The 21,236-nt window shown below is 70.5% G+C and carries 22 protein-coding genes; 10 read left to right on the top strand and 12 right to left on the bottom strand.

Going from position 1 to position 21,236, the window contains the following annotated elements; genetic code table 11:
• Positions 1 to 39 precede the first annotated feature (39 nt).
• Together GI374_RS09260 and GI374_RS09255 are read left to right on the top strand one after the other, a co-directional pair.
• Positions 40 to 786: a molybdopterin-binding protein gene (locus GI374_RS09260; RefSeq protein WP_154336784.1), complete on the top strand. Its 747-nt coding sequence runs from the start codon at positions 40 to 42 to the stop codon at positions 784 to 786.
• Positions 783 to 1,499, top strand: coding sequence for a GNAT family N-acetyltransferase (locus GI374_RS09255; RefSeq protein WP_370515247.1), 717 nt, complete (start codon positions 783 to 785; stop codon positions 1,497 to 1,499). Before GI374_RS09260 ends, GI374_RS09255 begins: the two co-directional genes overlap by 4 nt.
• Positions 1,500 to 1,697: 198 nt before the next feature.
• Here the strand turns inward: GI374_RS09255 and GI374_RS09250 are convergent, their stop codons facing one another.
• From GI374_RS09250 to GI374_RS09230, 5 genes are all read right to left on the bottom strand, one after another.
• A complete protein-coding gene (locus GI374_RS09250; protein ID WP_154336783.1) occupies positions 1,698 to 2,069 on the bottom strand; it encodes a hypothetical protein in 372 nt (123 codons plus the stop codon).
• Positions 2,070 to 2,080: 11 nt separating this feature from the next.
• On the bottom strand, positions 2,081 to 2,869 hold the full coding sequence (locus GI374_RS09245) for a DUF6478 family protein (protein ID WP_154336782.1): 789 nt from the start codon (positions 2,867 to 2,869) through the stop codon (positions 2,081 to 2,083).
• Complete coding sequence (gene ilvD / locus GI374_RS09240) at positions 2,850 to 4,583, bottom strand: dihydroxy-acid dehydratase (protein ID WP_154336781.1); 1,734 nt, start codon at positions 4,581 to 4,583, stop codon at positions 2,850 to 2,852. The genes GI374_RS09245 and ilvD overlap by 20 nt, the downstream gene beginning before the upstream one ends.
• A gap of 163 nt (positions 4,584 to 4,746) precedes the next feature.
• Positions 4,747 to 5,082 carry a 4a-hydroxytetrahydrobiopterin dehydratase gene (locus GI374_RS09235; protein ID WP_154336780.1) on the bottom strand — a complete coding sequence of 112 codons (336 nt, stop codon included), beginning with the start codon at positions 5,080 to 5,082 and terminating at the stop codon, positions 4,747 to 4,749.
• A gap of 51 nt (positions 5,083 to 5,133) precedes the next feature.
• On the bottom strand, positions 5,134 to 5,616 hold the full coding sequence (locus tag GI374_RS09230) for a peroxiredoxin (RefSeq protein ID WP_154336779.1): 483 nt from the start codon (positions 5,614 to 5,616) through the stop codon (positions 5,134 to 5,136).
• 80 nt (positions 5,617 to 5,696) lie between these two features.
• Here GI374_RS09230 and GI374_RS09225 point away from each other — a divergent pair, with 80 nt between their 5' ends.
• The 5 genes from GI374_RS09225 (at position 5,697) to GI374_RS09205 (ending at position 10,293) form a co-directional block, all read left to right on the top strand.
• Positions 5,697 to 6,902: an NAD(P)/FAD-dependent oxidoreductase gene (locus tag GI374_RS09225; RefSeq protein ID WP_154336778.1), complete on the top strand. Its 1,206-nt coding sequence runs from the start codon at positions 5,697 to 5,699 to the stop codon at positions 6,900 to 6,902.
• 10 nt (positions 6,903 to 6,912) lie between these two features.
• Entirely contained in the window at positions 6,913 to 7,473 is a 561-nt protein-coding gene (gene rsmD / locus GI374_RS09220; protein ID WP_370515246.1) for a 16S rRNA (guanine(966)-N(2))-methyltransferase RsmD, read from the top strand.
• Positions 7,474 to 7,537: 64 nt separating this feature from the next.
• Positions 7,538 to 9,574: a M3 family metallopeptidase gene (locus GI374_RS09215; protein WP_154336777.1), complete on the top strand. Its 2,037-nt coding sequence runs from the start codon at positions 7,538 to 7,540 to the stop codon at positions 9,572 to 9,574.
• On the top strand, positions 9,574 to 9,933 hold the full coding sequence (locus GI374_RS09210) for a hypothetical protein (protein ID WP_154336776.1): 360 nt from the start codon (positions 9,574 to 9,576) through the stop codon (positions 9,931 to 9,933). Before GI374_RS09215 ends, GI374_RS09210 begins: the two co-directional genes overlap by 1 nt.
• Before the next feature lie 12 nt (positions 9,934 to 9,945).
• Positions 9,946 to 10,293: a GFA family protein gene (locus GI374_RS09205; protein ID WP_154336775.1), complete on the top strand. Its 348-nt coding sequence runs from the start codon at positions 9,946 to 9,948 to the stop codon at positions 10,291 to 10,293.
• A gap of 138 nt (positions 10,294 to 10,431) precedes the next feature.
• Here GI374_RS09205 and GI374_RS09200 read toward each other — a convergent pair whose 3' ends face one another.
• The 5 genes from GI374_RS09200 to GI374_RS09180 all read right to left on the bottom strand — a co-directional run bounded on the left by GI374_RS09200 (position 10,432) and on the right by GI374_RS09180 (position 15,155).
• Positions 10,432 to 10,773 carry a cupin domain-containing protein gene (locus GI374_RS09200; protein WP_154336774.1) on the bottom strand — a complete coding sequence of 114 codons (342 nt, stop codon included), beginning with the start codon at positions 10,771 to 10,773 and terminating at the stop codon, positions 10,432 to 10,434.
• A gap of 103 nt (positions 10,774 to 10,876) precedes the next feature.
• On the bottom strand, positions 10,877 to 13,366 hold the full coding sequence (locus GI374_RS09195) for an FAD-dependent oxidoreductase (protein ID WP_154336773.1): 2,490 nt from the start codon (positions 13,364 to 13,366) through the stop codon (positions 10,877 to 10,879).
• Positions 13,367 to 13,510: 144 nt separating this feature from the next.
• Complete coding sequence (locus GI374_RS09190) at positions 13,511 to 13,801, bottom strand: addiction module antidote protein (protein ID WP_154336772.1); 291 nt, start codon at positions 13,799 to 13,801, stop codon at positions 13,511 to 13,513.
• Between the two features lie 2 nt (positions 13,802 to 13,803).
• Complete coding sequence (locus tag GI374_RS09185) at positions 13,804 to 14,091, bottom strand: type II toxin-antitoxin system RelE/ParE family toxin (protein ID WP_370515245.1); 288 nt, start codon at positions 14,089 to 14,091, stop codon at positions 13,804 to 13,806.
• 47 nt (positions 14,092 to 14,138) lie between these two features.
• Positions 14,139 to 15,155: a D-glycerate dehydrogenase gene (locus GI374_RS09180; RefSeq protein ID WP_154336770.1), complete on the bottom strand. Its 1,017-nt coding sequence runs from the start codon at positions 15,153 to 15,155 to the stop codon at positions 14,139 to 14,141.
• Positions 15,156 to 15,272: 117 nt separating this feature from the next.
• Between GI374_RS09180 and GI374_RS09175 the strand changes: the two genes are divergently transcribed.
• The 3 genes from GI374_RS09175 (at position 15,273) to GI374_RS09165 (ending at position 19,531) form a co-directional block, all read left to right on the top strand.
• Complete coding sequence (locus GI374_RS09175; RefSeq protein ID WP_154336769.1) at positions 15,273 to 15,872, top strand: SH3 domain-containing protein; 600 nt, start codon at positions 15,273 to 15,275, stop codon at positions 15,870 to 15,872.
• Positions 15,873 to 16,196: 324 nt separating this feature from the next.
• Entirely contained in the window at positions 16,197 to 19,097 is a 2,901-nt protein-coding gene (gene uvrA / locus GI374_RS09170; RefSeq protein WP_154336768.1) for an excinuclease ABC subunit UvrA, read from the top strand.
• On the top strand, positions 19,094 to 19,531 hold the full coding sequence (locus GI374_RS09165) for a DUF4260 domain-containing protein (RefSeq protein ID WP_154336767.1): 438 nt from the start codon (positions 19,094 to 19,096) through the stop codon (positions 19,529 to 19,531). Before uvrA ends, GI374_RS09165 begins: the two co-directional genes overlap by 4 nt.
• Before the next feature lie 6 nt (positions 19,532 to 19,537).
• On the opposite strand, the gene GI374_RS09160 is transcribed toward GI374_RS09165, so the two are convergent.
• Both GI374_RS09160 and GI374_RS09155 read right to left on the bottom strand, forming a co-directional pair.
• Entirely contained in the window at positions 19,538 to 20,032 is a 495-nt protein-coding gene (locus tag GI374_RS09160) for a flavin reductase family protein (RefSeq protein ID WP_154336766.1), read from the bottom strand.
• Positions 20,029 to 21,126: an LLM class flavin-dependent oxidoreductase gene (locus tag GI374_RS09155; RefSeq protein ID WP_154336765.1), complete on the bottom strand. Its 1,098-nt coding sequence runs from the start codon at positions 21,124 to 21,126 to the stop codon at positions 20,029 to 20,031. The genes GI374_RS09160 and GI374_RS09155 overlap by 4 nt, the downstream gene beginning before the upstream one ends.
• Positions 21,127 to 21,236 lie beyond the last annotated feature (110 nt).

Genomic DNA, 21,236 nt, shown 5'->3' with positions numbered 1-21,236 from the left:
GCCCTGCCATGAAGGCGGCATCAGCCTCAGGGAGCCGAGATGCAGTCCGACAACCCGACCGCCGGCATCCTGGTCATCGGCGACGAGATCCTCTCCGGCCGCACGCGCGAGGGCAACGCCCATCACCTGGCCGGCGTGTTGGCGGCCGCGGGCTTCGACCTGCAGGAGATCCGTGTCGTGCCCGACGACCACGACCGCATCGTGGCGGCGATCCGGGGGATGGACCGGACGCTCGGCGGGGCCTGGGACCACGTCTTCACCTCGGGCGGGATCGGCCCGACCCATGACGACATCACCGCGGATGCCGTGGCCGACGCCTTTTGCACGGTGCTGGAGATCAACGCGCGCGCTCGCGAGGCGATGGCCGAGCGTTACGCCCGCATCGGCCTCGAGCTGAACGAGAACCGGCTGCGGATGGCGCGCATCCCGGTCGGCGCGCGGCTGATCGAGAACGCGGTCTCGGCCGCGCCCGGCTTCTCTATCGGGGCGACTCATGTGCTGGCGGGGGTGCCGGAGGTGTTCCGCTCGATGGTCGAGGCGCTGATCCCGACGCTTCAGGGCGGGCGGCCGCAGGTCAGCGAGAGCCTCGAGGTCCGCCGCGGGGAGAGCGAGGTGGCGGTGGAGCTGGAGGCCGTGCAGGGCGAGTTCGCCGACCTCGCCCTCGGCTCCTACCCGTTCCGGGACGAGCGCGGCTGGGGCACCAACCTCGTGGTGCGCGGCCTCGATCCGGCCCGCGTGGCGGAGGCGATGGCGGTGCTCAAGCGCCGCATCGGCGCCGCGTCGTGATCGACGCCGCGCTGCGCGCCGCCTTCGAGGCGACCTGGCCGCCGGCGGAGCTTGCGGAATGCGGCGGCTTCGTGGTCGGCCGGGGAGAAGGGGCCGGGGGCCGGGTCAGCTCGGCCCGGAAAGTCGCCGAGGACTGGACCGAGGCCGACCTCGCCTCGGCGGAGCTGCAGCACGAGGCCTGGCATCAGCCGCTGCTGTTCCGGGTTCTGGAGGGCGATGCGCGCCTGATCGCCGCGCTCGAGGCGCGTGGTTACCGGGCGGAGAAGCCGACGCTGATTCTTGCAACAGCGCTCGACGCGCTGACGGGGGAGGCGGTGCCGGACATGACCGCCTTCGCGCTCTGGCCGCCGCTCGCCGTGCAACGCGAGCTGTGGTCCGCGGGGGCGGTCGATGCCCCGCGGCAGCGGGTGATGGCGCGCGCGCCGCAGCCGAAGGCGGCGCTGCTCGGGCGGGTGAAGGATCGCGCGGCCGGCGCGGGCTTCTGCGCGGTGCATGGCGACGTGGCCATGCTGCACGGGATCGAGGTCGCGCCGGGCTTCCGGCGGCTCGGCGTTGGCGGCGCGATGCTGCGCCGGGCGGCCTTCTGGGCCGCGGCGCATGGGGCGACCCGCATGGCGCTGGCCGTGGCGGAGAAGAACGGGCCCGCGATCGCGCTCTACCGCCGGCTCGGCTTCACTGATGTGGGCCGCTACGGCTACTGGCGGCGTCGGTAGCGGCGATGCGCCGCGGTGCCAAGCTTGCCGCGTCCGCAAGTGGGACCCTGTGCCCATTTGCGCGCACCGTCAGCCAAGGGACGACCGATCCGCCCCGCGGATCGGTCAGCGTCCGCCCTCCCGCGGAGGACGCCGACCTCTGTTGCTTGAGGGTAGCGACGGGCGCTCTATAGGAACGAGCCCGCAGGTCCGTTGACTTCAGGCCTCCGACATCAGCGCGCCCGCGAAGTTGCGAAACTCGCGCTTGAGGAAGTCCAGCTCGGCCCGCATCAGCTCCATCTCGGCCCGCAGGTCCGGCTCCTCCCCCGCCCCCACATGCAGCGGCAGCGCCGCGATCAGCCGCGTGCCCGGCTCGCCCGCCATCAGCATCAGGCAGCTGGTCCCGAGCGTCAGGAGGTCGGCCGGCAGCCGCGCCGTGATCCGCCAGCGGCCAGCGTCGAGCGGCTCGACCTCGGCCGCGCCGACGCGCTCGCCCGCGTGAATTAGCCCGACCGCTCCCGGCGCCTCGGGCGCGTGCCAGACCCCCTGCCAGACGCCGCCCCGCAGCCCCAGTTCCTCCCAGCGTTCCATCGCCAGCCTCCTCAGATCTCGGCCCGCGGGTGACGCGAGACGACCATGTCGCGCAGCGCCAGCCCGGTCATCGCCGGCTCGATGATCATCAGGTCGATCCAGCCGCCCTCGAGCCGCGCCTCGTCGATCTCGGTGTCGGCCATGTCGAACTCGACCAGGTGCCGGTTCGGACGGCCCGCGACGACGCCCTCGAGCGGCACATGCAGGCGGTCGGTGTTCGGCCCGTTGCGGATGTGGAGCCGCGCCGCGACGCCCACCGGCCGGTCCACGTCGAATTGCAGCGCCATCCGAAGGATATGGCCGCGGGTCAGCCCGGCGACGGCCTCGGGCGGCAGCGGGATGGCGAGGGCGGCGTAGCTGCCGAGGAAGCCGAAGCATTCGACCTTCAGCCCGAAGGGGGCGGGGTCCTCGTTGCGGCGGTTGCGGATCTGGCGCAGGATCAGGGCGCGGAGCGGGCAGTCGTGGAAGATCTGCGCCGCCTCGCCGAGGCCGCGGCCGTTCTCGGGCGTGATGAGCGTATGGTGCGCGAGCGCCGCCGACAGGACCGGCGGCCGCCACCGCCAGTCGGTCCCGGCGGGCAGCGTCAGGTCCGCGAGGCCCCCGGCGTCGCGGACGACCGCGGGATCGGAGGCCAGCAGATAGTGGTCGAGGTCGCGCCGGAGCGCGCGGGCCTCGCCGCGCAAAGCATCGGTCTGGGGACCGGGCCGCGCCGCCTCGCGGGCGAGGCGGCGCCAGTCGCGGACCGGGTGGCGGCGGCCGAGGAGCCGCCGCAAGGGACCGTCACTGGTCCATGTAGACATGCGTCTCGGCCTCGGCACCCGGGTGCGTCACCGCGCCCTGCCGCGCCGGCCCGACCAGCCGGGCGTATTTCCAGAGCGCGCCGGACGCGTAATCGGTCGTGCGCGGCCCGGCCCAGCCGGCCTTGCGTGCGGCCAGCTCCTCGTCGCTCAGCGCCACGCTGATCTCGCCCCGGATGGCGTCGATGGTGATGACGTCGCCGTTCCGAAGGAACGCGATCGGCCCGCCATGCGCGGCCTCGGGGCCCACATGCCCGACGCAGAAGCCCCGCGTCGCGCCCGAGAAGCGGCCGTCGGTGATGAGCGCGACCTTCTTGCCCATGCCCTGCCCGGAGAGGGCGGCAGTGGTGGCCAGCATCTCGCGCATGCCGGGACCGCCCGCCGGGCCCTCGTTGCGGATGACGATGACCTCGCCTTCCTTGTAGCCGCGATGGGTGACGGCCTCGAAGGCGTCCTCCTCGCATTCGAAAACGCGGGCCGGGCCGGTGAAGACCTGCTGTTCCGGGGCCATGCCCGCCACCTTCACGATGGCGCCGTCGGGGGCGAGGTTGCCCTTGAGGCCGACGACTCCGCCGGTCGCGGTGATCGGCGTGGCGACCGGGTGGATCACCTTGCCGTCCGGCTCGCGGGTCACGCGGTCGAGTTCCTCGCCGATGGTGCGGCCCGAGGCGGTCATGCAGTCCTCGTGGATCAGCCCGGCCTTCTGCAACTCGCGCATGACGACCGGCACGCCGCCCGCCTCGAACAGGTCCTTGGCGACATAATCGCCGCCGGGCCGGAGGTTCACGAAATAGGGGGTCTCGCGGAAGATGTCGCAGACATCGAAGAGGTCGAAGTCGATCCCCGCCTCATGCGCGATCGCGGGCAGGTGCAGGCCCGCGTTGGTCGAGCCGCCGGTGCAGGCGACGACGCGGGCGGCGTTCTCGAGGCTCTTGCGCGTCACGACGTCGCGGGCGCGGATGTTCTTCTCGATCAGGTTCATCACCGCCTCGCCGGAGGCGAGGCCGAAGGCATCGCGGCTCTCGTAGGGCGCGGGCATGCCGGAGGAGTTCATCAGCGCGAGGCCGATTGCCTCGCTGACGCAGGCCATGGTGTTGGCGGTGTATTGCCCGCCGCAGGCCCCGGCCGAAGGGCAGGCCACGCGCTCGAGGATGTCGAGTTCGGCGTCCGACATGTTGCCCGCGGCGTGCTGGCCCACCGCCTCGAACACGTCCTGCACCACCACATCGCGGCCGTTGAGATTGCCGGGCAGGATCGAGCCGCCGTAGATGAACACGCTTGGCACGTTGAGGCGAACCATCGCCATCATCATCCCCGGCAGCGACTTGTCGCATCCGGCGAGGCCCACGAGCGCGTCGTAGCAATGCCCGCGCATGGTCAGCTCGACGGTGTCGGCAATGGCGTCGCGGCTGGCGAGCGACGAGCGCATCCCCTCATGCCCCATGGCGATGCCGTCGGTCACGGTGATGGTGGTGAACTCGCGCGGGCAGCCGCCCGCCTTCTTGACGCCCTGCTTGACCGACTGCGCCTGCCGGTTCAGCGCGATGTTGCAGGGCGCGGCCTCGTTCCAGCAGGTGGCAACGCCGACCCAGGGCGAGTGGATCTCCTCGTCGGTGATCCCCATCGCGTAGAAATACGAGCGGTGCGGCGCCCGCTCCGGCCCCTCGGTGACGTGGCGGCTGGGCAGGCGGGACTTGTCGAAGCGGCTGTTCTTCATGGCGGCGGACTCCCTCGGATCGGCTTTGTCCTAGTGCGGGGAGGGGGAGGGGGCAAGCGCGGGCTACGTTGTCAGGGAGACGTAGGGTGCGTGCTCCGCACGCACCACGAGGCGCGACGGTGCGTGCAGAGCATGCACCCTGCGCGTTGCCCCGGCGGTCCGATCACCCCGCCAGAATCCGGTCAAGCTTCGCCGCGCAGATGAAATCGTTGTCGGTCAGCCCGCCCGCCTCATGCGTCGTATAGCTGACCTCGCAATAGCCCCAGCCAAAGCGGATATCCGGGTGGTGCCCTTCGCGGTCGCCCGCCCAGGCGGCCACGTTCGCGGTCTGCTGCGCCTTGGCGAAGCCCTTGAAGCTCAGGCGGCGGGTGATCGCGCGGCCGTCCTCGGTCAGGCTCCAGCCGTCGAGTTCGCCCAGCATCTCGCGCGCCCGCTCGGACGGCAGCGGCGGGGTGCCGCCCTCGCAGGGCACGCATCTGCGGGAAGCGAGGTCGCTCATTTCGGCACCCTCTCGGAAAGGGCGCAGCGCCAGCCGCCGCGCCGCATGAGCCTACAGCCTTTCCAGCATCTTGTCGCCGCCGGAGACCTCGAACGCTCCCGGATTCGCCTCGAGGTTCAGCACCTTGACCACGCCGTCCTCGACCAGCATCGAGTAGCGGCGCGAGCGGCCATACATGCCGAACTGCGGCGCGTCGAATTCCATCCCGAGCGCGCGCGTGAAGCTGCCATCGGCATCCGACATCATCTCGATCCTGGCATCCCCAGCACCCCCGGCCTTGCCCCAGGCCTCCATCACCGAGGGGTCGTTCACCGCCACGCAGATGATCCGGTCCACGCCCTTGCCGCGCAGCCCCTCGGCCGATTTCACGAAGCTTGGCAGGTGGCTGTTCGAGCAGGTCGAGGTGAAGGCGCCCGGCACGGCAAACAGCGCCATGCGGCCCTTGACCTGCGACAGGTCCACCTTCTCCAGCCCGTTCTCGCCCTTCTTCAGCACCTCGGCCGAGGGCAGCCGGTCGCCTTCCTTGATCGCCATGACGCGTCCTTTCGTGAGAATTGCATCACCATTCGCCTCAACCTACGGTCACGCGGTTCGGTTCGCCAGCGGGGTGCCCCATGAAGATCGTGATCGCCGGCGCGGGGCAGGCCGCGGCCTCGCTGGCGGCCAGGCTGCGGGCGCTCGACGCCAACGTGGAGATCGTGGTGATCGGCGAGGAGCCGGTCGCGCCCTATCAGCGCCCGCCGCTGAGCAAGGGCTACCTGCTGGGCGAGATGCCGCTGGACCGCCTGACCCTGCGCGCAGACGAGTGGTGGCAGGAGAACCGGATCGAGTTGCGCAAGGCCGAGCGGGTGCTCGCGATCGACCCTTCGGCCCGCGAGATCGAGACGACGCGCGGGCGCGAGCGCTACGACGCGCTCGCGCTGACGCTCGGCGCTGCGGCCCGGCGGCTGCCGGCGGCGATGGGAGGCGAGCGGGAGGGCGTGCATGTGGTCCGCAGCCTCGCCGACATCGATGCCCTTGCGCCGGAGTTGCGGCCGGGGCGGCGGCTGGTCGTGGTCGGTGGCGGCTATATCGGGCTCGAGGCGGCGGCGGTGGCGCGCAAGCTGGGGCTCGAGGTCACTGTGGTCGAGGCCGGGCCGCGCATCCTCGGCCGCGTCGCCTCGGAGCCGATGGCCGACCGTATCCGGGCGCTGCAGCAGGGGCATGGGGTCGACATTGTCGAGCTCGCGGGCGTGTCGGAACTGGCGGGGGCTGCGCGGGTCGAGGCGGTGCATCTGACGGACGGGCGCGAACTGCCCTGCGATCTCGCGATTTGCGGCATCGGCGTGCTGCCGGAGACGGCGCTTGCGGGCGAGGCGGGGCTGGCGCTCGACAACGGCATCGCGGTGGATGCGTTCGGCCGGACCTCGGACCCGGCCATCTGGGCCGCGGGCGACTGCGCCAGCTTTCCCCATGAGGGCCGGCGGCTCAGGCTGGAGAGCGTCGGAAACGCCATCGACATGGCCGAGGCGGTGGCGGCGAACATCCTCGGGGCGGGGAAGCCCTACATCCCCAGACCGTGGTTCTGGTCCGACCAGTTCGACGCCAAGCTGCAGATCGCGGGCCTCGCCACCGGCGCCGACCACGAGGTCGTGCGCGAAGGCGAGGGCGGTCACGGGGCCAGCGTCTGGAGCTTCGCGGGCCCGCGGCTTCTCTGCGTGGAGGCGCTGAACGACGCCCGCGCCTACATGGTCGGCAAGCGGCTGATCGACGCCGGGCGCAGCGCCGATCCGGCGGCGGTGGCGGACCCGGCGACCGACCTCAAGGCCCTGATGCGGTGAGGATCGGCGCGTGAGGATAGTGGGGGGCCGGTTGCGCGGCCTGAAGCTGGCCGATGTCGGCGCGGGCGATCCGGCGGCGCATCTGCGCCCGACCTCCGACCGGGTGCGCGTGGCGGTCTTCAACCTGCTGCTGAACGGCGGCCACGGCGATCCGGTGACGGGGGCGCGGGTGCTGGACCTGTTCGCCGGGACCGGGGCGCTCGGGCTGGAGGCGCTGTCGCGCGGCGCGGCGCGGGTCGCCTTCGTCGAGGAGGGGGCCGCGGGCCGGGCGCTCCTCCGGCGCAACATCGAGCTGGCGCGCGCGCAGGGCGTGACAGATGTTTGGCGCCGCGATGCGACCGACCTCGGCCCGAACCGCGGGACGGGCTATGGCCTCGTGTTCCTCGATCCGCCCTATGGGCAGGGCTTGGGCGAGCGGGCGCTTGCCTCGGCGCAGGCGGGCGGCTGGCTCGCGCCCGGCGCGATGGTGGTCTGGGAGGAGGGGGCCGCGCCCGCCATTCCCGGCGGCTTCGACCTGCTCGACCAGCGCCGCTATGGCGACACGCTCGTCACGCTGCTGCGCGCCCCTTGAGCCTATGGCGGCCCGCCCGGCTTTGCCGCTAGGGTGCGGCCGAAAGCCGCAACGGAGGACCCGCATGAACCCCGAACTGATCCGCTGGTCCGGTCCCCACGGCCTGCCGCGCTTCGACCTGATCGCCGATGCCGACATCCGCCCCGCCGTGGGTGAGGCGATCCGCATTGCCGAAGCCCGCTGGGAGGCGATCGCCACAAACCCCGCGCCGCCCGACTTCGCCAACACCGTCGCGGCGATGGAGACCGCCGAGGAGGAGCTGGAGCGCATCCTCGCCGTCTTCTTCACCCTCACCGGCAACGTCTCGACCCCCGCCCGCGAGGCAATCGAGCGCGCCCTCGCGCCCGATCTTGCCCGGCACCACGCAAAGATCGTGACCGACCCGCGGCTGCTCGCCCGGATCGAGGCGGTGTGGGAGGCGCGCGGCGCCCTCTCGCCCGCGGACGCGCGGCTGACCGAGCTCGCCCGGCGCGGCTTCCGGCGTGGCGGCGCGGGGTTGGACGAGGCGGGCCGCGCCCGCATGGCCGCCATCGGCGCGCGGCTGGCGGAGCTGACGACGCAGTTTTCGCAGAATCTGCTGGCGGAGGAGCGCGCCTCGGCGCTCCCGGTGCCGGAGGATGTGCTGGCCGCGCTGCCCGGCTGGCTCGCCGGGGCGATGCGGGCGGCCGGCAAGGAGCGCGGGGCGGAGGGCGCCATCGTCACCGCGAGCCGTTCGCTGCTGGTCCCGTTCCTCGAACACGCCCCCGACCGCGCGCTGCGCGAGGCGGCGCAGCGGATGTGGGAGGCGCGGGGAACCGGCGCGCTTGCCGGGGCGGAGGCCGACAACCTGCCGCTGGTCGCGGAAGTACTGGCGCTGCGGCACGAGAAGGCGCGGCTGCTGGGCTACGAGGATTTCGCGGCCTACAAGCTCGAGACCGAGATGGCCGGATCGGCCGACCGGGTCGAGGCGCTGCTCGCGCAGGTCTGGACCCCGGCGCTTGCCCGCGCGCGCAAGGACGCCGCCGTGCTGGAAGGCATGGCGCGCGAGGACGGCGTCAACGGCCCGCTCGAGGCCTGGGACTGGCGCTACTACGCCGCCCGCCGCCGGGCGGCCGAGCATGCGCTGGACGAGGCCGAGGTGAAGCCGCATTTCAGCCTCGACTCCATGCTCGCCGCCGCCTTCGACGTGTCCCATCGCCTCTTCGGGCTGGCGTTCGAGCCCTTCGACGCGACCCTCTGGCACCCCGATGTCCGCGCCTGGCGCGTGACCCGCGACGGGCGCGAGATGGCGATCTTCCTCGGCGATTTCCTCGCGCGCCCCGGCAAACGGTCGGGTGCCTGGTGCGGCGCGCTGCAACAGCAGCACAAGATGGGGCAGGGGCAGCGCGCCATCGTCACCAACAGCTGCAACTTCACCCCCGCCGCGCCGGGCGAGCCGGTGCTACTCAGCTGGGACGACGCCCGCACCGTGTTCCACGAGTTTGGCCATGCGCTGCACCATTTCCTGTCGGACGTGACCTGGCCCTCGATCTCCGGCACCTCGGTCGCGCGCGATTTCGTCGAACTGCCGAGCCAGCTCTACGAGCACTGGCTGACCGTTCCCGAGGTCCTGGACCGCCACGCCCGCCATGTCTCGACGGGCGAGCCGCTGCCCACGGCGCTGCGCGACCGGCTGCTGGCGGCGGACACGGCGGATGCGGGCTTCGCGACGGTGGAGTTTGTGGAAAGCGCCCTCGTGGATATGGCGCTGCACCGGGGCGAGCCGGTTGAGGACGCGATGGCGCGGCAGGCGGAAGTGCTGGCAGACCTCGGTGCACCCCGCGCGATCCCGGCCCGGCACGGGGTGCCGCAGTTCCAGCACGCCTTCGCGGGCGATGGCTATTCGGCCGGCTACTACAGCTACATGTGGTCCGAGGTGATGGACGCCGACGCCTTCGCCGCCTTCACCGAAGCGGGCGGGCCGTTCGACTCGCAGGTGGCGGCGCGGCTCGAGGCCGAGATCCTGTCGCGCGGCGGCTCGGCCCCGCCGGAGGCGTTGTGGACCGGGTTCCGCGAGCGCATGCCGGGGGTGGAGCCGCTGCTGAAGGGGCGCGGGCTGCTGCCGGTCGAGGAGGAGGCGTGATGCGGCTTCTCTCCGCGCTTGCCGTAGCCGGGCTGACCAGCTGCGCCCCGGTTGAAGCCCCGCCGGCAATGCCGCCCATGACCCTTGTGGACCTTGCCGGAGGCTACGACGCCAGCCCCGCCGCCTGTGCCGGTCCCGGCTCCGACATGCGCCTGACCATCGCCGCCGACCGCGTGATGTTCCACGAATCCTCCTGCCGCGTGCTGTCACAGGAAGCGGCGGCGGGCGGGGTGCAGGCGCAGCTCGCCTGCACGGGCGAGGGCGAGACCTGGAGCGACAGCCGCGACTTCACGCCGACGCACAACGGAGTCATCGTTACCACAGGCGGTCAATCCACCCCGCGCATCCGCTGCAACTGAGAGGGAGAGACCATGACCACACGCCACTACACCGGCAGCTGCCAATGCGGCGCCATTTCGTTCGAGGTCGATGCCGACCTCGACAACACCGTGACCTGCAACTGCTCGCGCTGCCGCCGCCTCGGCAGCGTGCTGACCTTCGTGCCGGCCGATGCGGTCACGTTCCTGCGGGACGGCTCGACCGAATACCGCTTCAACCGCAAGGTCATCGGCCACCATTTCTGCCCCGTCTGCGGCATCCAGACGCATGGCCTGGGCGAGATGGACGGCAAGCCGATCGTCGCCGTGAACGTCAACTGCCTCGAAGGCGTGAACGCGCGCGAACTGCCCAGCCGGGCAATGGACGGGGCGAGCCTCTGAGGCGACCTTCCGCCGCAGGACAGGGCCGCCGGACCACGAGCCCGGCACGAGCCACGGGACGCAGCAGCCCGCCGAGAACGACCCGCATGAGCATTGAGAGTGCGCGGTGCGGCCTCCTCCGTCGCGCGTTCGTGGCGCCTACGCCCTGACGATATCGACCGAGATCTCGACCGCGGCCGTCGTTCCCCGGTTCTCCAGCCAGTGCGTCGTGTTCCGATCCTCGGGCCAGCCGGGACCCGGCCCGTAGTCGGTGGCGATTCCGTTCCGGTGGTCCGTGATCGTGCCCTGCAGGATGAAGACCATGCCCGGCCGGTCCTTGTGGTCGTGAACCGGGCCGAAGACGCCACCGGGCGCGATCGTGACCTTTCGCATCCGCAGCTGGCGTCCGGCCATGCCCTCGATCTCCTGCCCGAGATCGACCGCCGCCAGCAGTTCCACCGTCACGCCTCGGGTCTCGGGCGCCACCAGTTCGTCGCTCATCACGCTCTCCCATGACGCGCTGTCCGCGAGGGACGGCGGGAAGACGTGGGAAGGAGTGTAGCACGAAGCCGGGCCTCGCGCGATCAGCCGCCTATCAAGGCCCTCACCCGTCCCGCCGGATGCGGGCGTTCTGCGGATCGTAGGGCGAGTCCTCCGTCACCTCGGCATCCCACAGCTCGCGCTGCATCCGCACCTTGAGGCGGGTGCCGGGCGTGGCGAGGTCGGGGCGGACGTAGCCCATGCCGATCTGCCTGCCGAACGCGACCGACCAGCCGCCCGAGGTCAGGCGGCCGATCTTCCGGCCCTCACGGAACAGCCCCTCGCGGCCCCAGGGATCGGCATCGGCGGGACCGTGGATCAGCAGTGTCACGCAGGCGGCGCGGATGCCGATGGCCTCCATCGCGGGTTTGCCGCGGAACTCCTTGGACAGATCCACGAAGCGATCCAGCCCCGCCTCCAGCGGCGAGGCGTCGCGGCCGAGTTCGGTGCCGAAGGCGCGGTAGCTCTTCTCCTGCCGCAGCCAGTTCTGCGCCCGCGCGCCGACGAGGCGTAGGCCGTGAGGCTTTCCGGCCTCCAGCAGCCGGTCCCAGAGGTGGTTCTGCATTTCGATCGGGTGGTGCAACTCCCAGCCCAGCTCGCCCGTATAGGCCACGCGGATGGCGCGGACGGGGACCATGCCGAGCTCGATCTCGCGCATGGAGAGCCAGGGGAATCGCTTGTTGGAGAGCGCCGTTGTCGGGTCGGCGTCGCGGATCAACTCGTTCAGGATGGCGCGGCTGTTCGGCCCGGCGAGCGCCAGGACGCCCCATTGCGTCGTCACGTCCTGCACCTCGATGCGGCCGAAGCGCGCCTCGGCATCGGCCGCGGCCTTGCGCAACTCATCGCCGTCATAGGCGGCCCACGCCCCGGCGGAGACGAGGTAGTAATCATCCTCGGCCAGCCGGACGACGGTGTATTCGGTCCTGACGGTCCCGGCCTCGGTCAGCGCATAGGTCAGGTTGATGCGACCGACCTTAGGCAGCTTGTTCGTGGTAAACCAGTCGAGGAACGCCGTCGCCCCCTCGCCCTTGACGCGATGCTTGGCGAATGCCGTGGCGTCGATCAGCCCCGCTGTCTCGCGGATCGCCTTCGCCTCGGCGACCGCATGCTCCCACCACTTTCCGCGGCGGAAGCTGCGGCTGGCGTGGTCGTCGAAACCCTCCGGCGCGTAGTAGTTCGGCCGCTCCCAGCCGTTCACCTGCCCGAACTGCGCGCCTGCGGCCTTCTGGCGGTCGTAGGCGGGCGAGGTCCTGAGCGGCCGGCAGGCAGGCCGCTCCTCGTCGGGGTGGTGGAGGACGAAGACGTGGTCATACGCCTCCTCGTTCTTGCGGGCGGCGTATTCGGTCGTCATCCAGCCGCCGAAGCGGCGCGGGTCGAGCGAGGCCATGTCGATCTCGGCCTCGCCCTCCACCATCATCTGCGCGAGGTAGTGCCCGGTCCCGCCCGCCGCGGTGATGCCGAAGCTGAAGCCCTCGGCCAGCCACATGTTCCGCAGCCCCGGCGCCGGGCCGACCAGGGGGTTGCCGTCCGGCGTGTAGCAGATCGGGCCGTTGAAATCGTCCTTCAGGCCCACCGTCTCGGAGGACGGGATTCGATGCAGCATCGCGGCGTATTCTTCCTCGATGCGGTCGAGGTCGAGCTGGAACAGGTCGGCGCGGAAGCTCTCGGGCACGTCGTAGAGGAAACGCGCGGGGGCCAGCCGCTCGTAGGGGCCGAGGATCCAGCCGCTGCGCTCCTCGCGGACATACCATTTCGCGTCGGCGTCGCGCAAAACGGGATGCTCGGGGTTGCCCTCGCGGCGCCAGGCGACGAGGGCGGGGTCGGGCTCGGTGACGATATACTGGTGCTCGACGGGGATCGCCGGGATCTTGATGCCGAGGAGCCGCGCGGTGCGCTGCGCGTGGTTGCCGGTGGCGGTCACGACATGCTCGGCGGTGATCTCGAAGGGCTCGCCCGCGGGGATCAGGTTGCCGCCGCGCTCGACCATGCGGTCGCAGGTGACGATCCATTCGGTGCCGGTCCAGCGGTAGCCGTTGACCTGCACCTTCCGCTCGATATGCGCGCCTGCCTGCCGCGCGGCGCGGGCCATCGCCTGCGTCACGTCGGCGGGGTTGATGTAGCCGTCGGTCGGGTGGAACAGCGCGCCCTTGAGGTCGTCCGTGCGGACCAGCGGCCAGCGGTCGCTGATCTGCGCGGGCGTCAGGAACTCATGCTCGATCCCCACCGTCTCGGCGGTGGCGGAATAGAGCATGTATTCGTCCATCCGCGCATCCGTCTGCGCCATCCGCAGGTTGCCGACGCGGGCGAAGCCAGGGTTGAGCCCCGTCTCGGCCTCGAGCCCGGCATAGAGCTTCACGCTGAAGTCGTGGATGTGGCTGGTGGCATAGCCCATGTTGAAGAGCGGCAGCAGTCCCGCCGCGTGCCAGGTGGAGCCCGCCGTCAGCTCGTCCCGCTCGACCAGCATCGCGTCCCAGCCGCGCCGGGCGAGCGCCAGAAGGATGCCGCAGCCGACCGCGCCGCCGCCGACCACAAGGGCCCTCACATGGGTTTTCATCGCTGCCTGTCCCTTTCCCTCGCGTTGCCGTTCTTCTGCCACGCGGGAAGTCCGGGAGGCGAGAGGCCCCGACATGTGGCGGGGCGAAAGCGACATGGGGTTGCGGTCGGTCCACTTGGCAAGCGGTTGCCGCAGGTGGCGGAGTCAGGTCGTGGCGGAAACGGCCGTGATCTTGAGGCCGAGTGCCTTGGCCACGCCGAAGAACGTCGAAAGACGCGGATCGCCATTCTCGCTCAGCGCCTTGTAAAGCGCCTCGCGTGTGACCCCGGCCTCGGTGGCGACCTTCGTCATGCCTTGAGCCCGCGCGACGACGCCAAGGGCACGCGCGACATAGGCTGCATCCCCGGTCTCGAATGCGGCCTCGATGAAGGCAGCCTGCGCCTCGGAATCGCCCAGATAGTCGGCGGCGTCGAAGTGGCTGGTCTCGATCGTCATGTTCATACCTCCTGCGCCATGGCGCTGGCCCGCTGGATGTCCCGTTTCTGCGAGCCCTTGTCGCCGCCGCAGAGAAGGACGACCAAGGTGCCGCCACGCCTCACGAAATAGACCCGGTAGCCGGGTCCGTAGTCGACGCGAAGCTCGCCGATCCCCTCGAAGTATTTGGCATCGCCGAAATGGCCGTCTGCCAGCCGGTCGATCCGCACGAGAATGCGGGCGCGTGCCCGATGGTCCCGAAGGCGGGTCAACCAGCCCGAGAACTCCGATGTCTGTCGAACCTCGATCACTGTGAACTATAGTTCACATCCGCATGCTGGTCAACGGGCGCTACCCCTCACAACATCCCCGGCACCACCAGATCCGGCGGCCGGTGCCCGTCCGCGAACGTCTTGATGTTCACGATCACCCGCTCGCCCATCTCGGCGCGGCCTTCGACCGTGGCGCTGCCCATGTGCGGCAGCAGGACCACGTTCGGCAACTCCCTCAAGCGCGGGTTGATCTCGGCCCCGTGCTCGAAGACGTCGAGGCCGGCGCCCGCGATCTCGCCCGTGCGCAGCATCCGGGTCAGCGCGTTCTCGTCGATCACCTCGCCGCGCGAGGTGTTCACCACGACCGCGGTCGGCTTCATCAGCTTCAGCCTCCGGGCGTTCAGCAGATGGAACGTCGAGGGCGTGTGCGGCGCGTTCACGCTGATGATGTCCACGCGGGCGAGCATCTGGTCGAGGCTCTCCCAGTAGGTCGCCTGCAACTCCTGCTCGATCTCCGGCCGCAGGCGGCGGCGGTTGTGGTAGTGGACCTGCATGCCGAAGACATTCGCCCGCCGCGCCACGGCCTGACCAATGCGCCCCATCCCGAGGATGCCGAGCCGCCGCCCCGCCAGCCTGCCGCCGAGGAAGGCGGTCGGCGCCCAGCCTTCCCAGCGGCCGGACTGCATCACCGCCATGCCCTCGGGCATCCGGCGGGTGACGGCGAGGATCAGCGCCATGGTCATGTCGGCCGTGTCGTCGGTCACGGCGCCGGGCGTGTTCGAGACCATCACCCCGCGCTGCCGGGCCGAGGCCACGTCGATATGGTCCACCCCGGCGCCGAAATTGGCGATCAGCCGCAGCCGCTCGCCCGCCTGCGCCAGCAGGTTCGCGTCGATCTGGTCGGTCAGCGTCGGCACCAGCACGTCCGAGGTGCGGATCGCCGCCGCCAGCTCGTCGCGGGTCATGCGGCGGTCGTCGGCGCGGAAGGTGCAGTCGAAGAGCTCGCCCATCCGCGCCTCCACCGCCTCGGGCAGTCGCCGGGTGACGGTCACGACCGGGCGGATTCGGCGGCCGGGGATCGAGGGGCGGGGAGGTGTCGTCATGGGCACGGTCTCTCCGGGACTTTATCGTGTCGGCCTTTCAAGGCCCTTGGGGTTTTGGCAAACTGCCAAGCGCAGGGGGCAGGCACAAGACCCCGGACAGTGAGCAGGACGATGCGGATGACGAGGCTTCAGATCAACGGGCGGGCGACCGCGCGGCTGGCGGCGGTCGGGGTGGGGCTCGCCCTGATGGCGGTCCCGGTCGGGGCGCAGGAGCCGGCGGCGACGGCCGAGGCCCCCGCGGCGCAGGCAGCGGCCCCGGACCCCAGCCTCGCCCGCACGCGCGACCCGCACCGCGGCCCGGTGACGAACCTGCCGCTGCCGCGCTACGTCTCGCTAAAGGGTTCCGAGGGCAACGCCCGGCGCGGGCCGTCGCTCTCGCACCGGATCGACTGGGTTTATCGCCATGCCGGGATGCCGCTGCGGGTGACGGCGGAATACGGCCACTGGCGCCGGGTCGAGGACAGCGAGGGGGCGGGGGGTTGGGTGCATTACTCGCTGCTCTCGGGGGTGCGGACGGCGCTCGTCCACCGCGACATGGCCGAGCTGCGGGCGCGGGGAGACGAAAACGCCGCCGTCATCGCCCGGGCCGAGGCGGGCGCGATCGTCAAGCTGGGCAGTTGCACGCCGGGGTGGTGCCAGATCACCGGCGGCGGCACCTCGGGCTGGGTGCGGCAATCGGAGATCTGGGGCGTCGATCCGGGGGAGGTGCGGGAGTAACGCTCAAGAACGCCTGTCACGGGCCTTGTCGAAACAGAGGGCAGCGTCCGCCCTGGTGGACGCGAAGCGTCCGCCTGGGGGAGGGCGGACGCTGACCGATCCGCGGGGCGGATCGGTCGTCTAGTGGCCGACGCTGCACGCAAATGGGCACAGGGTCCCATTTGCGGACGCGGAACGGTAAGGCATGACGTCCCTCGGCAAACCGCCGCCGTGTTCCATCTCCGTTCCCACTCCCCCGTTGCACTCGCGGGACGCGCCCCTATCTGATACCGGCGAGAGTCGCGCGCCCCTCCGGCGCCGGCCGCAGGCGCGCGCGGAGGCGGCATGGAGCAGAAGTTCATCGAGGTTCGGGGCGCGCGCGAGCACAACCTCAAGAACGTGGACATGGACATTCCCCGCGACAGCCTGGTGGTCATCACCGGGCTTTCCGGTTCGGGCAAGTCCAGCCTCGCCTTCGACACCATCTATGCCGAGGGTCAGCGCCGCTATGTCGAGAGCCTGAGCGCCTATGCCCGGCAGTTCCTCGACATGGCCGGCAAGCCCGACGTGGACCATATTTCGGGCCTAAGCCCGGCGATCAGCATCGAGCAGAAGACCACCTCGAAGAACCCGCGCTCGACCGTCGGCACCGTCACCGAGATCTACGACTACCTGCGCCTCCTCTTCGCCCGCGTCGGCACCCCCTACAGCCCCGCGACCGGCCTGCCGATCGAGGCGCAGCAGGTGCAGGACATGGTCGACCGCGTCATGGCCCTGCCCGAGGGCACCCGCGCCTATCTGCTCGCCCCGGTGCTGCGCGACCGCAAGGGCGCTTTCGAAAAGGAGTTCCTCGACCTCCGCAAGCAGGGCTTCCAGCGGGTGAAGGTCGACGGCGCCTTCTACGAGCTGGACGAGCCGCCCACCCTCGACAAGAAGTTTCGCCACGACATCGACGTGGTCGTGGACCGCATCGTCGTGCGCGAGGGGCTTGAGACGCGGCTCGCCGACAGTTTTAGGACCGCCCTGAACCTCGCGGACGGGATCGCGGTGCTCGAGACCGCCCCGAGCGAGGGCGAGCCGGAGCGCATCACCTTCAGCGAGAAGTTCGCCTGCCCCGTCTCCGGCTTCACCCTGCCCGAGATCGAGCCGCGGCTGTTCTCCTTCAACGCCCCGATGGGCGCCTGCCCGGCCTGCGACGGACTGGGGGCGGAGCTGTTCTTCGACGAGCGGCTGGTGGTCCCGGACATCACCCTCAGCATCGCGCAGGGGGCCATCGCACCCTGGGCGAAATCGAAATCGGCCTATCTCACGCAGACCATCAACGCGCTCTCGAAGCATTACGGCTTCGACCGCAAGACGCCGTGGAAGGACCTGCCCGGCGAGGTGCGCGAGATGTTCCTGCGCGGCTCGGGCGACGAGGAAATCCGCTTCCGCTTTGACGACGCCGGCCGCGTCTACGAGGTCAGCCGCAGCTTCGAGGGCGTGATCCCGAACCTCGAGCGCCGCTACCGCGAGACCGACAGCGCCTGGTCGCGCGAGGACATGGAACGGTACCAGAACAGCCGCCCCTGCCATGTCTGCAACGGCTACCGGCTGAAGCCCGAGGCCCTCGCGGTGAAGATTGCGGGCGAGCATGTCGGGCAGCTGGTCGAACGCTCGATCCGCGAGGCACTGGCCTGGGTCCAGGACGCGCCGCAGCATCTGAGCAAGCAGAAGAACGAGATCGCCGTCGCCATCCTCAAGGAAATCCGCGAGCGGCTGGGGTTTCTGGTCAATGTGGGCCTGGACTACCTGACGCTCTCCCGCGCCGCAGGGACGCTCTCGGGCGGCGAGAGCCAGCGCATCAGGCTCGCCAGCCAGATCGGCAGCGGGCTGACCGGGGTGCTCTATGTGCTGGACGAGCCCTCCATCGGCCTGCATCAGCGCGACAACGACCGGCTGCTGACGACGCTGAAGAACCTGCGCGACGCGGGCAATTCGGTCATCGTGGTCGAGCATGACGAGGACGCGATCCGCAGCGCCGATTATGTCTTCGACATGGGGCCGGGCGCGGGCGTGCACGGCGGCGAGGTGGTGGCCAAGGGCACGCCGGAGGAGATCGCGGCAGACGCCGCCAGCCTGACTGGGCAATACCTGTCCCGCGCGCGAGAGATCGCCGTGCCCGCCGCCCGCCGCGCCGGAAGCGGCAAGGCCGTGACGGTGGTCGGCGCGACCGGCAACAACCTCAAACACGTGACCGCCGCCTTCCCGCTGGGGAAGTTCGTCTGCGTCACCGGCGTGTCGGGCGGCGGCAAGTCCACGCTGACCATCGAGACGCTGTTCAAGACCGCCTCGATGCGCCTCAACGGCGCCCGCCAGACCCCCGCCCCCTGCGAGACGGTCAAGGGCCTCGAACATCTCGACAAGGTCATCGACATCGACCAGCGGCCCATCGGCCGCACCCCGCGCTCGAACCCCGCGACCTATACTGGCGCCTTCACCCCCATCCGCGACTGGTTCGCGGGCTTGCCCGAGAGCAAGGCGCGCGGCTACGGTCCCGGCCGCTTCAGCTTCAACGTCAAGGGCGGCCGCTGCGAGGCCTGCCAGGGCGACGGCGTCATCAAGATTGAGATGCACTTCCTGCCCGACGTCTATGTCGAATGCGAGACCTGCAAGGGCAAGCGCTACAACCGCGAGACGCTGGAGGTGCAGTTCAAGGGCAAGTCCATCGCAGACGTCTTGGACATGACCATCGAGGAGGCGCAGGACTTCTTCAGGGCGGTACCCTCGATCCGCTCGAAGATGGACGCGCTGATGGAGGTGGGCCTCGGTTACGTGAAGGTCGGTCAGCAGGCGACGACGCTCTCGGGCGGCGAGGCGCAGCGGGTGAAGCTGGCGAAGGAACTTTCGCGAGCTTCGACGGGCAAGACCCTGTATATACTAGACGAGCCGACCACGGGACTGCATTTCGAGGACGTGCGGAAGCTGCTGGAGGTGCTGCACCGTTTCGTCGAGGAGGGGAACTCGGTCGTGGTGATCGAGCACAACCTCGACGTCATCAAGACTGCCGACTGGATCATCGACATCGGCCCTGAAGGGGGCGATGGCGGTGGCAGGATCGTGGCCGAGGGGACGCCGGAGGCGGTGGCGCAGGCCGGGGAAAGCCATACGGGGCGGTATCTCGGGCCGATGCTGGAAGGCCGCGAGGCGGCGGTGGAGGAGGCGGCGCCGAAGCGCAGGACGCGACGGCTGGCGGCGGCGGAATGAGCGGGGTGGACGGTGGACAGCGGTACCATGCCGGCGCGTCCGGAGGACGCACCCTACGGGACGCAACCGGCGGGGCGGTCGCCTGGCAGCGGGCCGAGGGCGCGCTGGTCGCGTTTGCGGGCCTCGCCCTTGCCGTGGCGGTTATGCCAGGCTGGCCGGTGTGGCTCTGGCCCGTTGCTTTCTTCGCGCCGGACCTCGGTTTTCTTGGCTACCTCGCCGGTCCCGTCGTCGGCGCGCGAGTATACAACCTGCTGCATCTCTACGGCTGCGGCCTCGCGCTCGCCCTCGCCGGAGTGGCGACCGGCCAGCCGGGCCTGATCGCTGCGGGCGCGCTCTGGATGGCGCATGCCGGGTTTGACCGCGCGCTCGGCTATCGGCTGAAGCTGCCGACCGACTTCCAGGACACGCATCTGGGCCGGATCGGGCGCGAGTAAGGCCCGTCACGCGTCGAGCGCCCGGAAGCCCCCGCGCCACCAGATCATGCCGCCCGCGCCCGGATCGTTGCGGACCGCGACCACACGGCCGATGACGATGGACCAGCCGTCGCGGTCGATGATCTCCTGCGTCACGCAGTCGAACCCCGCCGCTGCGCCCTTCAGCAGTCGCGCGCCGGTCACGGCGGTCTCCCACTCGGCCCCGGCATAGCGCTCCTCGCCCTCGACCCCGCCGAAGCCCGAGAAGGCCCGCGCCACCGCCTCGTGCCCGGCGCCGAGCGAGGACCAGCCGAAGCAGCCCGCGTCTCGGATGAGCGGCAGCGTGTGGCCGCCCGCGTTGATCGCGGCCATCAGCAGCGGCGGCTCTGCCGAGGGGCTGACGACCGAGGTGCAGACGATGCCCGAAGCCTCGCGGCCATGCGCCGCGGTGATGACCGAGATATTGCCCGCGAAGGCCTTGAGGCCCTCGCGGAAGGCTTGCTTGTCCACGCTCTCGCTCATGCGTCCCGGATCCCCGCCGCCGCGAGGCGCGGCAGCACCTCGTCGCGGAAATACGGGAACTCCTTGACGTAATCCACGAAGCTCAGCGTCGTGCCCGAGAAGCCGGCCGCGTGCAGCTTGAGGATCCCCTCCGCCACCTGCTCGGGCGTGCCGACCAGCGGGAAACCCCCGTGCCCCATGGCGAACAGGTGCTTGATCTGCGCCAGGAGGTCATGCGGGAAGCTGTGGGCATGGGCGAATTGCAGCCGCACGAGGTTGTCCACCGCGGCGGTGTCGCTGTTCTGCACCGCAGTGCGCTCCATCTCGGCCTGCGCCTCGGCCTCGGTCGGGCGGCAGATGACGTGGCTGAAGGTCAGCACGCCGACCTCGCGACCCTGGCCGCGCGCCTGCTCCTTCAGCTGCGCGATCTCGTCGGTCGAGCGGGCGAGGTCGATCGCCGGGGTGAACAGGAAATTGGCGTTCCGAGTTGCGAACTCTCGCCCCAGGCCCGAGCCCGCGGCGTTCAGGATCGGCACCGTGCCGCGCAGCGGCTTCGGGTCGCCATGAACGTGCCTGAGGTGGAAATGCTCGCTGTCCCAGTCGAAATATTCCTCCGAGGACCAGAGCTTGCGGACGATGTCGAACCACTCCTGCGCGTAGCCGTAGCGGCTCTCGTGGTCGTCGGGGAGGGTGAGGCCGAGGGCCTCGTATTCCGGCTTGTTCCAGCCGGCGACGATGTTGAGCCCGGCGCGGCCGCCGCTGATGTGGTCGATGGTGGCGATCTGCTTGGCGGCGACGACCGGATGGTTGGCGGCGGTGTGGATGGTGGCGAAGACGCCGATGCGCTTCGTCCGGGCCAGCAGCCCCGCGGCCCAGGTCATCGTCTCCAGCACGCCGCCGTGGAAATCGGTCTCGCCGCCGTAGCCGATCCAGCGGGCGATCGGCAGCATGAAGTCGATCCCCGCCTCGTCCAGCATCTGGCCCAGCTTGAGGTTGTTCTCCCAACTGTTCACCCAGCGGTCCGGGACCGTGGTGGGCGTCATGCCCGAGGAGCAGTTCGAGGCGAAGGTGCCCAGCTTGAAGGCATTGCCCGAAAGCATCGGATGGTCGGCCATGGTCGCGAATCCTCCCCTGCGACGTTATGACGTAATTTAAGATTGAAACTCTATCTGATCCCGCCCCGTCAACACTTGTTTGCGGCCCGGCTTCCGCGCCAGACTGCGGC

It is taken from the genome of Paracoccus sp. S-4012, assembly GCF_009674885.1.
Taxonomy (GTDB): domain Bacteria; phylum Pseudomonadota; class Alphaproteobacteria; order Rhodobacterales; family Rhodobacteraceae; genus Paracoccus.
The sequence above is the reverse complement of the archived record's forward strand: the minus strand, read 5'-3'. Positions and strand labels throughout refer to the sequence as shown.

Bases quoted from the DNA above. Each gene is read 5' to 3' on its own strand.
- GI374_RS09230 (WP_154336779.1), bottom strand. From the start codon at position 5,616: ATGGCGATCAAGGAAGGCGACCGGCTGCCCTCGGCCGAGGTGCTGAAG.
- GI374_RS09215 (WP_154336777.1), top strand. From the start codon at position 7,538: ATGAACCCCGAACTGATCCGCTGGTCCGGTCCCCACGGCCTGCCGCGC.
- GI374_RS09160 (WP_154336766.1), bottom strand. From the start codon at position 20,032: ATGAGCGAGAGCGTGGACAAGCAAGCCTTCCGCGAGGGCCTCAAGGCC.
- GI374_RS09205 (WP_154336775.1), top strand. From the start codon at position 9,946: ATGACCACACGCCACTACACCGGCAGCTGCCAATGCGGCGCCATTTCG.
- GI374_RS09210 (WP_154336776.1), top strand. From the start codon at position 9,574: ATGCGGCTTCTCTCCGCGCTTGCCGTAGCCGGGCTGACCAGCTGCGCC.
- GI374_RS09195 (WP_154336773.1), bottom strand. From the start codon at position 13,366: ATGAAAACCCATGTGAGGGCCCTTGTGGTCGGCGGCGGCGCGGTCGGC.
- uvrA (WP_154336768.1), top strand. From the start codon at position 16,197: ATGGAGCAGAAGTTCATCGAGGTTCGGGGCGCGCGCGAGCACAACCTC.
- ilvD (WP_154336781.1), bottom strand. From the start codon at position 4,583: ATGAAGAACAGCCGCTTCGACAAGTCCCGCCTGCCCAGCCGCCACGTC.
- GI374_RS09245 (WP_154336782.1), bottom strand. From the start codon at position 2,869: ATGTCTACATGGACCAGTGACGGTCCCTTGCGGCGGCTCCTCGGCCGC.
- GI374_RS09190 (WP_154336772.1), bottom strand. From the start codon at position 13,801: ATGACGATCGAGACCAGCCACTTCGACGCCGCCGACTATCTGGGCGAT.
- GI374_RS09180 (WP_154336770.1), bottom strand. From the start codon at position 15,155: ATGACGACACCTCCCCGCCCCTCGATCCCCGGCCGCCGAATCCGCCCG.
- GI374_RS09250 (WP_154336783.1), bottom strand. From the start codon at position 2,069: ATGGAACGCTGGGAGGAACTGGGGCTGCGGGGCGGCGTCTGGCAGGGG.
- GI374_RS09200 (WP_154336774.1), bottom strand. From the start codon at position 10,773: ATGAGCGACGAACTGGTGGCGCCCGAGACCCGAGGCGTGACGGTGGAA.
- GI374_RS09225 (WP_154336778.1), top strand. From the start codon at position 5,697: ATGAAGATCGTGATCGCCGGCGCGGGGCAGGCCGCGGCCTCGCTGGCG.
- GI374_RS09155 (WP_154336765.1), bottom strand. From the start codon at position 21,126: ATGGCCGACCATCCGATGCTTTCGGGCAATGCCTTCAAGCTGGGCACC.
- GI374_RS09175 (WP_154336769.1), top strand. From the start codon at position 15,273: ATGACGAGGCTTCAGATCAACGGGCGGGCGACCGCGCGGCTGGCGGCG.
- GI374_RS09260 (WP_154336784.1), top strand. From the start codon at position 40: ATGCAGTCCGACAACCCGACCGCCGGCATCCTGGTCATCGGCGACGAG.
- GI374_RS09235 (WP_154336780.1), bottom strand. From the start codon at position 5,082: ATGAGCGACCTCGCTTCCCGCAGATGCGTGCCCTGCGAGGGCGGCACC.
- GI374_RS09165 (WP_154336767.1), top strand. From the start codon at position 19,094: ATGAGCGGGGTGGACGGTGGACAGCGGTACCATGCCGGCGCGTCCGGA.